Origin of the sequence: Aquincola tertiaricarbonis (assembly GCF_000969605.1) — a bacterium.
Lineage (GTDB): Bacteria > Pseudomonadota > Gammaproteobacteria > Burkholderiales > Burkholderiaceae_C > Aquincola > Aquincola tertiaricarbonis.
Map to the genome: position 1 here is coordinate 281753 of NZ_JZUE01000002.1, position 15282 is coordinate 297034.

The following is a 15282-nucleotide window of genomic DNA, read 5'->3' on the forward strand; positions in this document are numbered from 1 at the left end:
GGCATGATTCCCGCCGGTTTTATCCAGGAGCTGCTGTCCCGCGTCGACATCGTCGACGTCGTCGGCCGCCATGTGCAGCTCAAGAAGACCGGCGCCAACCTGATGGGGCTGTGCCCCTTTCATGGCGAGAAGTCGCCGAGCTTCTCCGTCAGTCCGAGCAAGCAGTTCTACTACTGCTTCGGCTGCGGCGCCTCGGGCGATGCGGTCAAGTTCCTGTCGGAGCACACCGGCGCCAGCTTCCGCGAGGCGGTGGCCGACCTGGCCCAGCAGGTGGGCCTGCAAGTGCCTGACGACGAGCGCAACCCCGAGGAACGCGCCCAGGCCGCCCGCCAGAAGGAGCAGCAGGCCAGCCTGACCGACGTGCTGGCCCGCGCCGCCGACCACTACCGCAAGCAGCTGCGCGCCAGCCCGCGCGCCATCGACTACCTGAAGGGCCGCGGCCTCACCGGGGAGGTGGCGGCCCGCTTCGGCCTGGGCTATGCACCCGACGGCTGGCGCAACCTGGCCAGCGTGTTCCCGCGTTATGACGATCCGCTGCTGGCCGAATCGGGCCTGGTGATCCTGCATGCGGCCGAAGGCGATGCCGACGAGAAGCGCTACGACCGCTTCCGCGACCGGGTGATGTTCCCGATCCGCTCGGTGCAGGGAGAGGTCATCGGCTTCGGCGGGCGGGTGCTGGACCGCGGCGAGCCCAAGTACCTGAACTCGCCCGAGACGCCTGTATTCGTCAAGGGCCGCGAGCTGTACGGCCTGTTCGAAGGCCGCGCCGCCATGCGCGCCCGCGGCTATGCGCTGGTGGTCGAGGGCTACATGGACGTGGTGGCGCTGGCGCAGCTCGGCTTCGAGAACGCGGTGGCGACACTGGGCACCGCCTGCGGCGAGGAGCATGTGCGCAAGCTGTTCCGCTTCACCGAATCGGTGGTCTTCAGCTTCGATGGCGACGCCGCCGGCCGCCGCGCCGCCAGCCGCGCGATGGAGGCCGCCCTGCCGTTCGCCAGCGACACCCGCACCATCCGCTTCCTGTTCCTGCCCGCCGAGCACGATCCCGATTCGTACGTGCGCGAATTCGGCGCCGAAGCCTTCGAGCGCTGCGTGAACGAGGCGCTGCCGCTGTCGCGCCAGATGCTGGACATGGCCGCCGAAGGCTGCGACCTGGCCACGCCCGAGGGCCGTGCCCGCTTCCTGGCGCAGGCCCGGCCGCTGTGGGCGGCGTTGCCGCCGGAAGGCGCGCTGTCGCGCCAGATGCGCGCCGAGATCGCCCGCCAGGCCGGCGTGCCCGATGCCGAGCTGGCCGCCCAGTGGGTGCATGCACCCGCCCCGCGCGGCGGCCGCCAGGAGCCGCGCCACGACGTGTACGAGGACGACGGCGGCCAGGCCGCGGCCGATGCGGTGCTGATGCCGGGCAGCGCCGGCCATGCGCCCCTGCCCGGTGGCGGCGGCGCCGAATACCGGCCCGCCGGCCCGCCGCGCGACGGTGGCCGCGGCAAGTGGGGCGGCGCCCGCAAGGCCGGCGGCTGGAACGGCGGCGGCCGCGGCGACTGGCGCGCGCCCGCGCCGCCCGCCACGCCGCGCCGTGCGCCGCGCAAGCCCGAGGACCGCATCGTGCACATGCTGCTCACGCATGCAGAGTGGTGGGACCAGCTCGCACCGGACGACCTCGACCTGCTGCACGGCTTCGACGGCGTGCACGGCGAGCTGCTGCGCTGGCTGGAGCGTGACCTGCACGACCACGGCGCGCGGCCGTGGGCGGTGCTGCGTGTGGCCATCGACGCCGACCCGGCACTCGCGGAGGCGGCGCGCCGCGTGCTGTCGCCCGACCCGGCCGACGACGAGGCCCAGTTCCAGCAGCTGCGCGCCGCGCTCGACCAGTGCCTGCTCGCCGCCGCCCAGGCGCAGATGGAGGCGCTGGCACCCTTGATGGCGGCCGATGCGGCCGCACGTGAGAGCTACCGCCGCCTGGCAGAGCACTGCCAGCGGCTGCGCCAGCGCCGCGCCGAGGCCGCCGCGTCCAACGAGCCGTAACTCGGTTTCACGGGTATAATCCGCGGTTCCTTCCAGCGGCAAGGCCCTCACCGCCACTGCCGAGCCAAGCCGAGGGGCCCTGCAGGTCAGCAGCCGGACACCATGACAGCGGTCGTCACGCGCCCAACAGCCTTTGAATGCGCCGACGCCGCCCGCACATCGAAGCCTGCGGGCCGTCATGAACCACCCCGCTTTCCCGCCGACCGCCCGCCCGTTGCCTCACGACCGCGCCTGAGAAGCCTTCACCTTTCGAGGATTTCGCATGACCGCCAAGAAAACCGCCGCCGCCCCCGCCAAGGCCAAGGCCGAAGACAAGAAGAAGCCCGTTGCCGCCAAGGGCAAAGCCGCCGGGCGCAAGAAGGGTGACGAGGACAAGGCCACGCTCGACGCCGACCTGTCGGACATCGAGGCCGACCTGGAAGGCGAGCCGGAAGCCGAGGTGGCCGAGGCCGACACCGCCGATGCAGTGGACACCGTCGAAGCCGCCGATGGCGAGCCCGCCGCGAAGGCCAAGCCGCTGCGCATGAAGGTGTCGCGCGCCAAGGAGCGCGCGCTGATGCGCGAGTTCGGCCTGGACGAGACCGCGCTCACCGAAGAGGAAGTCGCCAAGCGCCGCCAGGAGCTCAAGACCCTCATCAAGATGGGCAAGACCCGTGGTTTCCTCACGCACCAGGAAATCAACGACCACCTGCCCGAGAAGCTGGTCGACAACGAGATCCTCGAGGCGATCGTCTCGATGCTCAACGACATGGGCATCGCGGTGTACGAGCAGGCGCCCGACGCCGCCACGCTGCTGATCGCCGGCGGCTCCACCACCACCGCGACGGAAGAAGAGGCCGAGGAAGCCGCCGAAGCCGCGCTGTCCACGGTCGATTCCGAATTCGGCCGCACCACCGACCCGGTGCGCATGTACATGCGCGAGATGGGCACGGTGGAGCTGCTCACGCGTGAGGGCGAGATCGAGATCGCCAAGCGCATCGAAGGCGGCCTGCAGGCCATGATGCTGGCCATCAGCGCCTCGCCCACCACCATCGCCGAGATCCTGACGATGGCCGAGAAGATCCGCGCCGGCGAGATGCAGATCTCCGAGGCGGTGGACGGCTTCGTGGCCGAGGACGAGGCCGACGACTACGTGGCCGAGGAAGACTTCGACGAATTCGACGAAGAGGAAGACGACGACGACGGCCAGGGCGGCAGCAAGGCGCTGACCAAGAAGCTGGAAGAGCTGAAGGCCGCCGCGCTGGTCAAGCTGGACGCGCTGTCGGAGCACTTCGACCGCATGCGCAAGGCCTTCGAGAAGGAAGGCTACAAGTCCAGCGCCTACAACAAGGCGCAGATGGCGGTCAGCGGCGAGATCATCGGCATCCGCTTCACCGTCAAGACCATCGAGCGCCTGTGCGACATCCTGCGCCAGCAGGTGGACGACGTACGCCGCTACGAGCGCGAGCTGCGCAAGATCGTGGTCGACAAGTGCGGCATGCCGCAGGACCACTTCATCAAGACCTTCCCGCCCAACGCACTCAACCTGCAGTGGGCCGAGAAGGAAGTGGCCGCCGGCAAGAACTACAGCGCCGTGATGGGCCGCAACCTGCCCGCCATCCAGGAGCTGCAGCAAAAGCTGATCGACATCCAGTCGAAGGCCGTGGTGCCGCTGGACGACCTGAAGCTCATCAACAAGCGGATGAACCAGGGCGAGAAGGCCAGCCGCGACGCCAAGAAGGAAATGATCGAGGCCAACCTGCGCCTCGTGATCTCCATCGCCAAGAAGTACACCAACCGCGGCCTGCAGTTCCTCGACCTGATCCAGGAAGGCAACATCGGCCTGATGAAGGCGGTGGACAAGTTCGAATACCGCCGCGGCTACAAGTTCTCGACCTACGCCACGTGGTGGATCCGCCAGGCCATCACCCGCTCGATCGCCGACCAGGCGCGCACCATCCGCATCCCGGTGCACATGATCGAGACGATCAACAAGATGAACCGCATCTCGCGCCAGCACCTGCAGGAATTCGGCTTCGAGCCGGATGCCCCGACGCTGGCCGAGAAGATGGAGATCCCCGAGGACAAGATCCGCAAGATCATGAAGATCGCCAAGGAGCCGATCTCCATGGAAACGCCGATCGGCGACGACGACGACAGCCACCTGGGCGACTTCATCGAGGACACGAACAACGTGGCCCCGGTGGATGCCGCGATGCAGGCCGGCCTGCGCGACGTGGTCAAGGACATCCTCGACAGCCTGACGCCGCGCGAAGCCAAGGTGCTGCGCATGCGCTTCGGCATCGAGATGAGCACCGACCACACGCTGGAGGAAGTGGGCAAGCAGTTCGACGTGACGCGCGAGCGCATCCGCCAGATCGAGGCGAAGGCGATCCGCAAGCTCAAGCACCCGAGCCGCTCGGACAAGCTGCGCACCTACCTGGACAACCTCTGATCCTGCGCGCACCGAAGCCCGGCACCGCCGGGCTTTTTTTTGCGCGAGCCGCGGCCGCTTAAACTCAGGCCGAGCCGTCAACCCCCTATTTGCCCAGTAGCGCCGCATGACCGTGATCGCCGAACGCACCGTCCTGTTTGCCGACCTGCGCGGCAGCACGGCGCTGTACGAGCAACTCGGCAATGCGGAAGCCAGCTCGGTCGTCACCCACACCGTCACCCTGCTGGCCGCCACCGTCACGCAATGCGGCGGGCAGGTGGTCAAGACGCTGGGTGACGGCCTGATGGCGGTGTTCGACACCTCAGTGGACGGCGTGGAAGCCGCCAGCCGCATGCACGAGGCGCTGGACCAGCTGCTGTCGCGCGGCCGCGCCCACGGCGCCTCGCCGGGCCTGCGTTCGCTGCGCATCCAGGTGGCGCTGGCCCGCGGCGAGGTGGTGGAGATGGGCGGCGACTGCTTCGGCGACGCGGTGAACGTGGCGGCCCGGCTGATCGACCATGCAGGCGACAACGAGACGCTGATCACCGACGCGGTGCTGCGCGGCCTGCCGCAGCACCAGCAGCAGCAGCGCTTCCGCAGCCTCGACTGGATGCACCTGCGTGGCCGCGCCGACCCGGTGCTCGTGCATTTGCTGGGCGACCGGCGTGCCGACATGGATGCCACCACGCAGTTCGATCCGGTGTCGCCGCTGGCCGAGCCCGACGGCATCCGGCTGCTGTGGGGCGAGATCGAGCGGGTGTACATCGCCGACCAGACGCCGGTGATCCTGGGCCGCAGCCCGCAGGCCAGCTTCTGCGTGGACGACTCGCGGGTGTCGCGCTCGCATGCGCGCATCCAGTGGCACGGCGGCGCCATCCAGCTCACCGACCTCAGCTACAACGGCACCTACGTGCGCTTCCGCGACGACAACAGCATCCTCGGCCTGCGCCGCAGCAGCTGCACCCTGCACAGCAAGGGCAGCATCGGCCTGGGGGGCAGCCCGCTGGAAAGCACCTCGCCCATCGTGCAGTTCGAGGTGCTCCGCTTCGGCGACACGCACCACAACGCACTCGACGACGGCCTGCTCCTGCCCTGACCGGCCCCAGCCGACATGACGACGCAGTCCCGCGTGTCCGCCGACACCGCTCCGGCGCAGCAGCCGCCGCCCGTGGCCGCCGATGCACTGGCGCTGCTGGATGCCAGCCCCGACGCCGCCTTCGACGCCCTGGTGCGCCAGGCCGCCCGCTGCAGCCGCAGCCCGGTGGCGGCGCTCACGCTGTTTACCGGCCAGCGGTCCTTCACCAAGGCCGCGGTGGGCATGCTGCGCACCGAGGCCGCTGCGCTGCATCCCCTGTGCGCCCAGGTGGTCCGGCGCGACCATGCGCAGGTGCTGCGCCAGCTGCACGACGCGCTGCCGGCCGATGCACCGGGCCGCGCCACCGCCTTGGCGCTCGGCATCGCCGCCTATGCCGGCGTGCCGGTGCGCATGCACGGCCGCGCGGTGGGCACGCTGTGCGTGATGGGTGGGCCGGCCCTGGTGCTGGACGATCCGGTGCTGCAAGGCCTGCACGACCTGGCCATCGCCTGCGGCGGCCTCATCGAATCCCGCCTGGCCGCCCTGCCCGGACCCGCACCGGCCGGGCCGTCCGAGCCCGCCGACGTCCGGCTGCAGCGTGCGCATGAGCTGCTGACGCAGACGCTGGACGGCCTGGCCGGCAGCGTGATGATCAGCGACCCGAATGGCCGCATCCTGCTGGCCAACCAGCGCTGGCACCGCCAGATCGGCGCCCTGCTGCCGCGCGGTTGCGACCACTGGCCCACCGCCGTGCGCCACCTGGCCGCCGCCGGCCACTACCAGCAGGCCATCGGCCGCGAGGAAGCCTTCGTCGCCTGGCGGCTGTCGCTACCCGCTGCGGTGCCCCGTCCGCAGGAAACGCAATGGCGCGGCGGCTGGGTGACCATCAACGACCGCCGGCTGCCCGATGGCACGGTGGTGCACCTGTCGATGGACATCACCGACCGCCGGCGACGCGCCAGCGCGCTGGCCGAGGAGCAGGACCGCGCCCGCACCTCCGACGCGCGGCTGCGTGCGGTGCTGCGCGCGGTGCCCGACCTCTGGTTCGTCATCGCCGACGACGGTCGCTTCAAGCATTGCAGCGCGCCCGACCATCCGTCCATGGCCGTGCCCTGGAGCAGCCTGGCGGATCGCCACATGGCAGACCTGCTGCCGCCGCCGCTGGCCGACAGCCTGCGTGCCGCGCTGCGCCAGGCCCGCGCCAGCGGCGACAGCCAGCGCCTGGAATACGAGCTGCCGGTGCGTGGCCAGCCGCGCAGCTTCGAGGCGCGCATCTCCCCCATGCCCGACGGCGAGCTGCTGTACCTGGTGCGCGACGTGACCGAGCTGCGCATGCTGGCCGCCGAGGTGCGGCTGAACGAGGAGCGCTGGAAGTTTGCGCTCGATGCGGCCGGCCACGGCGTGTGGGACTGGGAGGTCGACACTGGCCGCACCTTCTACTCCGCCTACTGGAAGCAGATGCTGGGCTATGCCGAGCACGAGATCGGCGACGACGCCGTGGAATGGTCGTCGCGCGTGCATCCGGAAGACCTGCCGGCGGTGCAGGCCGCGCTGCAGGCCTACCAGCAGGGCGAGGCCCTCGGCTTCGAGGTGGACTACCGCATGCGGCATCGCGACGGCCGAATGCTGTGGATACGCGACCGCGGCCGCATCGTCGCGCGCGGGGCCGATGGCAGCGCGCTGCGCATGGTGGGCACGCAGACCGACATCACCCGCCAGCGCGCCACCGAGGCGGCCCTGCGCGACAAGCAGGCCGCGGAGCTGGCCAGCCGCAGCAAGAGCGAGTTCCTCTCGCGCATGAGCCACGAGATGCGCACGCCCCTGAATGCGGTCATCGGCTTCGCGCAGCTGCTGCGGCTGCAGGGCGGCGCGCGGCTGGACTACGTGGACCATGTGCTGCATGCCAGCCAGCACCTGCTCACGCTCATCAACGACGTGCTGGACCTGCAGCAGGTGGAGGAAGGTGGCCTCAACCTGCAGCCGCGTGCGATGGATGCCGCGCCGCTGGTGGTGGCCTGCGCCTCCATGCTGCAACCGCTGGCGCAGGCCCGCGGCGTCAGCCAGCACCTGCCGCCGCCGTTGCCGGCCCCGCCCCGGCTGGTGGCCGACGAGCAGCGGCTGCGCCAGGTGCTGCTGAACATCGGCTCCAACGCCATCAAGTACAACCGGCCCGCCGGCCATGTGCACTGGCACCTCGAGGCGGAGTCCGGCGGCTCGGTGGCCATCGAGGTGCGCGACACCGGCTCCGGCATGACCCAGGACCAGCAGGCCCGGCTGTTCCAGCCCTTCGAGCGGCTGGGCCGCGAAGGCAACATCGAAGGCAGCGGCCTGGGCCTGCTGATCGCCCGCCGCCTGGTGGGCGACATGGGCGGCAGCCTCAGCCTGAGCAGCCAGCCGGGCGTGGGTACCGTCGTGCGCATCCTGCTGCCGGCCGAGCCACCCGCTGCGCCGGCCGCCGGGACCACCGCCGGCGTGCCCGGGCCCGCCGCGCGCACCGCGCCGCTGCGCCTGCTGTACCTGGAGGACAACCGCGTCAATGCGCTGCTGTTCACCGAGGCGCTGCGCATGCACAGCGACGTGGAGCCGCATGTGGTGGAGACCGGCGCCGAGCTGTTCGAGCGGCTGGACGAACTGCGGCCCGACGTCCTCGTGCTGGACGCCCACCTGCCCGACTGCAACGGCTACGAGGTGCTGGCCCGGCTGCGCACCCTGCCCGGCTATGCGGCCGTGCCGGCCTACATGTGCTCGGCCGATGCCGCGCCCGAGGACATGGCTCGCGCGCAGCAGGCCGGCTTCGCGGGCTACTGGTCCAAGCCGCTGGACTTGTCCCGTATCCTCGCCGACCTCGGCCGGCTTGGTGCCGGCATCCACTGAAGATCACACTGCATGACGACCCCACCCCCCGCCGCGTGGCGCCACGGCACGCCCCAGCGCACCGCGGTCCTGCTCGTCAACCTGGGCACGCCCGATGCGCCCACCGCCCCGGCCCTGCGCACCTACCTGGCCGAGTTCCTGAGCGATCCGCGGGTGGTGGAGATTCCCCGCGCCGCCTGGCTGCCCATCCTGCACGGCGTGATCCTGCGGGTGCGGCCGGCCAAGTCGGCGGCCAAGTACGCCAGCATCTGGACGAAGGAAGGCTCGCCGCTGGCGGTGTGGACGCAGCGCCAGACCACGCTGCTGCGAGGCCACCTGGGCGAACGCCTGGGCCAGCCCGAGCCGGCGGTGCTGGTGCGCCATGCGATGCGCTACGGCAATCCCTCCATCCCTTCGGTGCTGGATGAACTCACCGCCGAGGGCGCCACGCGCATCCTGGTGCTGCCGCTGTATCCGCAATACGCCGGCTCCACCACCGCCACCGCCAACGACAAGATCAATGAGTGGATGGCGAAGCAGCGGCGCCAGCCCGAGCTGCGCTTCGTCAACCACTACCACGACGATGCCGGCTACATCGGCGCGCTGGCCCGCCGCGTGACCGACCACTGGGCGGCGCACGGCCGCGGCGACAAGCTGGTGCTCAGCTTTCACGGCGTGCCCGAGCGCACGCTGCACCTGGGCGACCCCTACCACTGCGAATGCCATGTCACCGCCCGGCTGCTGCGCGAGCATCTGGGCCTGCGGTCCGACGAACTGCAGGTCACCTTCCAGAGCCGCTTCGGCAAGGCCAAGTGGCTGGAGCCCTACACCGAGCCGACGTTGATCGCACTGGCGCAGCAGGGCCTGAAGCGCGTGGACGTGATGTGCCCCGGCTTCACCTCCGACTGCCTGGAGACGCTGGAGGAGATCGACCAGGAAGCGCGCGAAGCCTTCCTGCATGCCGGTGGCCAGGCCTTCCACTACATCCCCTGCCTGAACGACCAGCCGCAGTGGATCAACGCGCTGGCCGCGCTGGCCGAACGCCATCTGCAAGGCTGGGAGCTGCGCGGCGCCCCGCCCGCGGCACTGGCCGCCCAGCGTGAGCGCGCCGTCGCGATGGGCGCGGCCGCCTGAAGAACCGCCGCGCCGGGCTGCCGGTGGTCAGCCCCGCCGCAGCCGCTTGACGATGCGCGGCAGCACGATCACCGCCACGATGCAGGCCAGCAGCGTGGCCGACATCGGCCGCTCCCACAGGATGCTCCACTTGCCTTCGCCGATGGACAGCGCGTTGCGCAGCTGCGCCTCGGCCAGCGGGCCCAGGATCATGCCGATGACCACCGGCGCGGCGGGAAAGTCGAAGCGCCGAAGCACCAGGCCCAGCACGCCGATGGCGTACAGCAGGAAGAGGTCGAAGGCCGACTGCCGCATGCCGTACACGCCCACCGTGGCGAAGATCAGGATGCCGGCATACAGCTGCGCCTTCGGCACCTTCAGCAGCTTGACCCACAGGCCCACCAGCGGCAGGTTCAGCACCAGCAGCATCACGTTGCCGATGTACAGCGAGGCGATCAGCGCCCACACCAGCGTGGCATTGGTGTCCAGCAGCTGCGGCCCGGGCTGGATGCCGTAGTTCTGGAACGCGCCCAGCAGGATGGCCGCGGTGTTGGAGGTGGGAATGCCCAGCGTCAGCAGCGGGATCAGCGTGGCGGTGATGGCCGCGTTGTTGGCGGCCTCGGGCCCGGCCACGCCCTCGATGGCTCCGGTGGTGCCGAACTGCTCCTTGTGCTTGGAGAACTTCTTCTCGGTGGCGTAGCTGAGGAAGGTGGGGATCTCGCTGCCGCCGGCCGGGATGGTGCCGAACGGGATGCCGATGAAGGTGGCGCGCAGCCAGGCCGGGATGGACCGCTTCCATTCCAGCTTGGTCATGTGCACCTTGGTCAGCTTGTTCTGGGTCTCCACCACGCGGCCTTCGAACAGCACCACGTGCAGCGCCTCCGCCACCGCGAACAGCCCGACCGCGATCAGCACCACCTCCATGCCGTCCATCAGCTCGGGCACGCCCATGGTGTAGCGGGCCTGGCCGGTGATCTGGTCGATGCCGATCAGGCCCAGCGCCAGCCCGATGAACAGCGCGGTCACGCCGCGCAGCGCGCTCTTACCCAGCACCGCCGTGACGGTGACGAAGGCCAGCACCATCAGCATGAAGTACTCGGGCGGGCCCAGCAGCACCGCGTACTTGGCCACCACCGGCGCGGCGATCGTCACCACCACCGTGGCGATGGTGCCGGCCACGAAGGAGCCGATGGCCGCCGTGGCCAGCGCCGCGCCGGCGCGGCCGTTCTTGGCCATCTTGTTGCCCTCCATCGCGGTGACCATGGAGGCCGCCTCGCCGGGCGTATTCAGCAGGATGGAGGTGGTGGAGCCGCCGTACATCGCACCGTAGTAGATGCCGGCGAAGAAGATCATCGAGCCGGTGGGCTCGACCTGCAGCGTGATGGGCAGCAGCATTGCCACCGCGGTGGCCGGCCCGATGCCCGGCAGCACGCCGATGGCGGTGCCGATGGTGCAGCCCAGCAGCGCCCACAGCAGGTTGACCGGCGTGCCGGCAGTGGCAAAGCCTTGGAGGAGTTGGTTCCAGACGTCCATGGGGTGCCGTTCAGATCCAGCCGGTGGCCGTCAGGCCGGGAAGGTTGATGGCCAGCAGCTTGGTGAACAGCCAGTACACCGGCGCAGCGATCGCGATGCCCACCAGCGCATCCTTCAGCAGCGTCAGCGGCCTCAGGTCCGGGTGGCCCTGCGAGGCGCGGTAGCCGCGCGTGGCCAGCACGAACGACAGCGTGCAGCTCAGGATGAAGCCGATGGTGGTGATGAGCGCGGCGTTCAGGAGGATGCCGGCGGAGACCGCGGCGAAGCCCGGCCAGTAAGGCCGGCCATCGCCGCCTGACAGCACCGGCGGCGGCTCGTCCCCGTCCATCTGGCGGAAGCCGCCGGTCAGCGACTCCCACAGCAGCCACAGCCCGCAGATGCCCAGGGCGATGGCCACCACCCAGGGCACGAAGTTGGGGCCGATGCCGGCATAGCCGGCCTCGGAGCTGATGTCGCGGGCACCGGCCGCCAGCAGGCCAGCGGCCACCAGCGTTCCGACGGCCACGAGTGTCTGGGCACCCTTGGGGCGGCGGGCGCTGTGCATCAGATCATTCCGGACTTGGCCATCACCGCCCGCAGCGATGCGAATTCGTCGTCCACGAACTGGTCGAAGGCCGGGCCGGTGAGCAGCGCCGGCGTCCAGCCGTTGCGCTCCACGGCTTCCGCCCACGACTTGTGCTTGGTGGCGGTGACGATGGCGTCGGTCAGCGCCTTGCGCTGCTCGGGCGTGATGCCGGCCGCGCCGAACACGCCGCGCCAGTTGCCGATCACCACGTTGTAGCCCATCTCCTTCATCGTCGGGATGTCCTGGCCGGGCAGGCGCTTCTCCGAGGTGACGGCCACCGCGCGCATCTTGCCGGCCTTGATGTACTCGGAGAACTCGCTCAGGCCGCTGCCGCCCACCGACACGTTGCCGCCCAGGATGGCGGCCGTGGCTTCGCCACCCCCCCGGAAGGCCACGTAGTTGATCTTGGCCGGATCGACGCCGACGTCACGCGCCAGCATGGCCGCGGCGATGTGCTCGGTCGAGCCGCGGGAGCCACCGCCCCACTTCACGCTGCCGGGGTCCTTCTTGAGCTGGGCCACCACGTCCTGCATGGTCTTGAAGGGCGAGTTGGCCGGCAGCACGAAGACGTTGTATTCGCTGGACAGCCGCGCGATGGGCGTGGCCTGCGACAGCTGCACCGGCGGCTTGCCGGTGATGATGCCGCCCAGCATCACGGCGCCCATCACCATCAGCGCATTGCCGTCGCCCTTGCTGCTGTTGACGAACTGCGCGAGGCCGATGGTGCCTGCTGCACCGCCCTTGTTCTCGTAGCTCACGGTCGCGGCCGCGCCGGAATCGATCAGCGCCTTGCCCAGCGCGCGGCCCGTGGTGTCCCAGCCGCCGCCCGGGTTGGCCGGCACCATCATCTTCAGGTTGGCCGCCGCCCAGGCCGACATCGGCAGGGCACCGGAAGCGGCCAGGGCCGCCAGGGATTTCAGGAAGGTGTCACGACGCATGGTGTCTCCAGACGGAAGGCGTTCTAGTGAAAATGGCCGAGGTGATCTTCGCCAAGAAAGCTGTCAAACGGCTGTCCATCCACCTAGGGAAAGCGCTAGGGCCTCGCGGCCCCGGCCCGCGCGCATGAAGCTGCTGCTGATCGAAGACAACCCCACCATGCAGACCACGCTGCAGCGCTCCTTCCAGCGCCGCGGCTTCCAGGTGGTGGTGTGCGGCGAAGGCAGCCGCGCGCTGGACCGCTGGGCCGCCAGCGTGCCCGACGTGGTGCTGCTGGACCTCAGCCTGCCCGACGTCGACGGCCTGGAAGTGCTGGCGCAGGCGCGCCAGCGCGGCTTCACCACGCCGGTGCTCATCCTCACCGCGCGCAGCACCGTGGGCGACCGCGTGCTGGGCCTGAACACCGGCGCCGACGACTACCTGCCCAAGCCTTTCGACCTGGACGAGCTGGAAGCCCGCGTGCAGGCCCTGGCCCGCCGCGCCGGCAAGGCCGCGCCGACGCCCGAGTTCTGCGGCCTGCGGGTGGACGCCGCCAGCGGCGCGATCTACCACCTGGGCGAGCCGATGGACCTCTCACCGCGCGAGGCCGCGCTGCTGCGCGGCCTGCTGGCCCAGCCGGGCCAGGCTGTGGCCAAGGAACGCCTGTTCGAGCTGGTGTTCCCGGGCGACGCCAGCGCGCAGGCCGAGGCCATCGAGGTGGTGGTGTACCGGCTGCGCAAGCGGCTGGCCGCCACCGGCGCGCAGCTCGTCACCCTGCGCGGCCTGGGTTACCTGCTCAAGGGATGAAGCCGCCTTCGATGCAGGACCTGCGGCGCCGCCTGGGCCGGTTGTCGGTGCGCAGCCGGTTGCTGTGGGGGCTGCTGCTGCCCATGCTGGCGCTGGTGGCGCTGAACACCGGCAGCTTGTATAGACAAGCGCTGCGCTCGGTCAATACCGCCTACGACCGCACGCTGCTGGCCTCGGCCAAGTCGCTGGGCGAACTGCTGGCAGTGGAACAGGTGGGCGGCCGGCTGCGCATCACCTCCACCGTGCAGTACTCGGCGCTGGAGGCCTTCGAGTCGGACAACCGCAGCAGCCTGTTCTACAAGGTCACCGGCTTCGACGGCGAGGTGGTGGCCGGCTACCCCGACCTGCCGCCCTGGCGCGGCACGCTGCCGGCCAAGGGACCGTATGCGGCCCTGGTGGAGTTCTACGACGACCACTACCAGGGCGAACCGGTGCGCGTGGCGGTGCTGCTGCAGCCGGTGGCCAGCCGCGACGGCATGGGCGTGGCCACCATCCAGGTGGCCGAGACGCTGGAGCTGCGCGAGACGCTGGCCCGCCAGATCCTGCTGGACACCGTGTGGCGCCAGGCCGCGCTGCTGGCGGTGCTGGCGCTGGTGGTGGTGCTGGTGGTGCAGAGCGCCACGCGGCCCGTGCGCGAGCTCAGCACCCTGCTGCGCCAGCGCCGCGAAGGCGACCTGACGCCGGTGGATGCGCAAGGCGCGCCGAAGGAGCTGCGCCCGCTGATGGACGCCACCAACGAGGTGATGCAGCGCCTGCAACAGCTGCTGGACCACCAGAAGCGCTTCGTGCGCGATGCCTCGCACCAGCTGCGCACGCCGCTGGCGGTGCTGAAGGCGCAGGTGCAGTCGGCCCAGCGTGGCGACGTGCCGCCGGCGCAGGCGCTGCAGGAGATCGCCACCACCGTGCAGGGCGCCACCGACCTGGCCAACCAGATGCTGGCGCTGGCCAAGCTGGAGCAGCTGCGCCAGCAAGGCGCACCCGAGCCGCAGGACTGGGCACCCATCGTGCGCGCGGTGTCGCTGGACATCGCGCCGCTCACCGCCGATCGCGGGCTCGACTTCTCGCTGGAAGCGGCGCCGGCCTGGGTGCGCGCGCATCCCTGGGCCCTGCGCGAGCTCACCCGCAACCTGCTGCACAACGCCATCAAGCACGGCCCGCCCGGCAGCGCGCTGGAGGTGCGCCTGGGCGTCGACGGCGGCCAGGCGGTGCTCACGGTGGCCGATGAGGGCCCCGGCATCAGCGAGCCGCTGCGCCGGCGGCTGTTCCAGCCCTTCAGTGCCGGCGAGGCGGGCAGCGGCTCCGGACTCGGGCTTGCCATTTGCCGCGAGATCGTCGAACCGCTGGGCGGCCAGATCGCCCTGGAGAACCGGCGCGGCGACGACAGGCGGCCGCCGGGGCTCGATGCGGTGGTGCGCCTGCCGCTCGCGGAGAATGCCGCCCGCTGATGAAGACCAAACACGACGACGGAGACACCCGCGAAGGCCCGCGCCTGGACAAGTGGCTGTGGGCCGCCCGCTTCTTCAAGACCCGCTCGCTGGCCGCCGAGGAGATCGGCAAGGGCCGCGTGAGCATCAACGAGCAGGTGGCCAAGGCCTCGCGCGAGCTCCGCCTGGGCGACCGGGTGCAGTTCCGCCAGGGGCCCGCGCTGCGCACCGTGGTGGTGCTGGGGCTGAGCCATGTGCGCGGCCCTGCCCCGGTGGCCCAGGCGCTGTACGAGGAAACGCCGGACAGCATCCAGGCCCGTGAACGGGCTGCGCAGGCCCGCCGCCAGGGCGTGGAGCCGGCCGCCAGCATCGAGCAGGGCCGGCCCACCAAGCGCGACCGCCGCACCTTGGCCGACTGGCAGCGCTGGAGCGCCTCGGTCGACGACGACGAGGGCGGCTGATCCCCGCGCGCGTGCCACGTCTGGATCAACCCCAGCGTGCGAAGGCCCTCTTGAAACCCTGAAATCACGCCTCAAGTGCCCGGCAGTCCTCTTTCCGTTTG

The 15282-nt window shown here is 70.5% G+C and carries 11 protein-coding genes; 8 read left to right on the plus strand and 3 right to left on the minus strand.

Translation table 11 applies throughout. The features are described from left to right. Positions 1-3 precede the first annotated feature (3 nt). From dnaG to hemH, 5 genes are all read left to right on the plus strand, one after another. Positions 4-2022 carry a DNA primase gene (dnaG, locus tag VO99_RS03570; protein WP_046111417.1) on the plus strand — a complete coding sequence of 673 codons (2019 nt, stop codon included), beginning with the start codon at positions 4-6 and terminating at the stop codon, positions 2020-2022. A gap of 262 nt (positions 2023-2284) precedes the next feature. Beyond that, on the plus strand, positions 2285-4456 hold the full coding sequence (gene rpoD, locus VO99_RS03575) for an RNA polymerase sigma factor RpoD (RefSeq protein ID WP_046111418.1): 2172 nt from the start codon (positions 2285-2287) through the stop codon (positions 4454-4456). 106 nt (positions 4457-4562) lie between these two features. Further along, complete coding sequence (locus VO99_RS03580) at positions 4563-5531, plus strand: adenylate/guanylate cyclase domain-containing protein (RefSeq protein WP_046111419.1); 969 nt, start codon at positions 4563-4565, stop codon at positions 5529-5531. Between the two features lie 15 nt (positions 5532-5546). Then, entirely contained in the window at positions 5547-8384 is a 2838-nt protein-coding gene (locus VO99_RS28585) for an ATP-binding protein (protein ID WP_052736069.1), read from the plus strand. Positions 8385-8396: 12 nt separating this feature from the next. Continuing rightward, positions 8397-9497, plus strand: coding sequence for a ferrochelatase (hemH, locus tag VO99_RS03590; protein ID WP_046111420.1), 1101 nt, complete (start codon positions 8397-8399; stop codon positions 9495-9497). 27 nt (positions 9498-9524) lie between these two features. On the opposite strand, the gene VO99_RS03595 is transcribed toward hemH, so the two are convergent. From VO99_RS03595 to VO99_RS03605, 3 genes are read right to left on the minus strand one after another with little or no spacing between them, the layout of a single operon-like run. Beyond that, the gene (locus VO99_RS03595) at positions 9525-11009 is read right to left on the minus strand and encodes a tripartite tricarboxylate transporter permease (protein ID WP_046111421.1); all 1485 of its coding nucleotides are present in this window, start codon (positions 11007-11009) and stop codon (positions 9525-9527) included. Between the two features lie 10 nt (positions 11010-11019). Next, positions 11020-11553, minus strand: coding sequence for a tripartite tricarboxylate transporter TctB family protein (locus VO99_RS03600; RefSeq protein ID WP_046111422.1), 534 nt, complete (start codon positions 11551-11553; stop codon positions 11020-11022). Continuing rightward, positions 11553-12512: a tripartite tricarboxylate transporter substrate binding protein gene (locus VO99_RS03605; protein ID WP_046111423.1), complete on the minus strand. Its 960-nt coding sequence runs from the start codon at positions 12510-12512 to the stop codon at positions 11553-11555. The genes VO99_RS03600 and VO99_RS03605 overlap by 1 nt, the downstream gene beginning before the upstream one ends. Before the next feature lie 124 nt (positions 12513-12636). On the opposite strand from VO99_RS03605, the gene VO99_RS03610 reads away from it, so the two are divergent. The 3 genes from VO99_RS03610 to VO99_RS03620 are packed head-to-tail and all read left to right on the plus strand — an operon-like array spanning position 12637 to position 15181. Further along, complete coding sequence (locus VO99_RS03610) at positions 12637-13296, plus strand: response regulator transcription factor (protein ID WP_046111424.1); 660 nt, start codon at positions 12637-12639, stop codon at positions 13294-13296. Then, positions 13293-14741, plus strand: a complete 1449-nt coding sequence (locus VO99_RS03615; protein ID WP_232315254.1) for a sensor histidine kinase — start codon at positions 13293-13295, stop codon at positions 14739-14741. Before VO99_RS03610 ends, VO99_RS03615 begins: the two co-directional genes overlap by 4 nt. After that, positions 14741-15181, plus strand: coding sequence for an RNA-binding S4 domain-containing protein (locus VO99_RS03620; protein WP_046111425.1), 441 nt, complete (start codon positions 14741-14743; stop codon positions 15179-15181). Before VO99_RS03615 ends, VO99_RS03620 begins: the two co-directional genes overlap by 1 nt. The last annotated feature ends 101 nt before the right edge of the window (positions 15182-15282 follow it).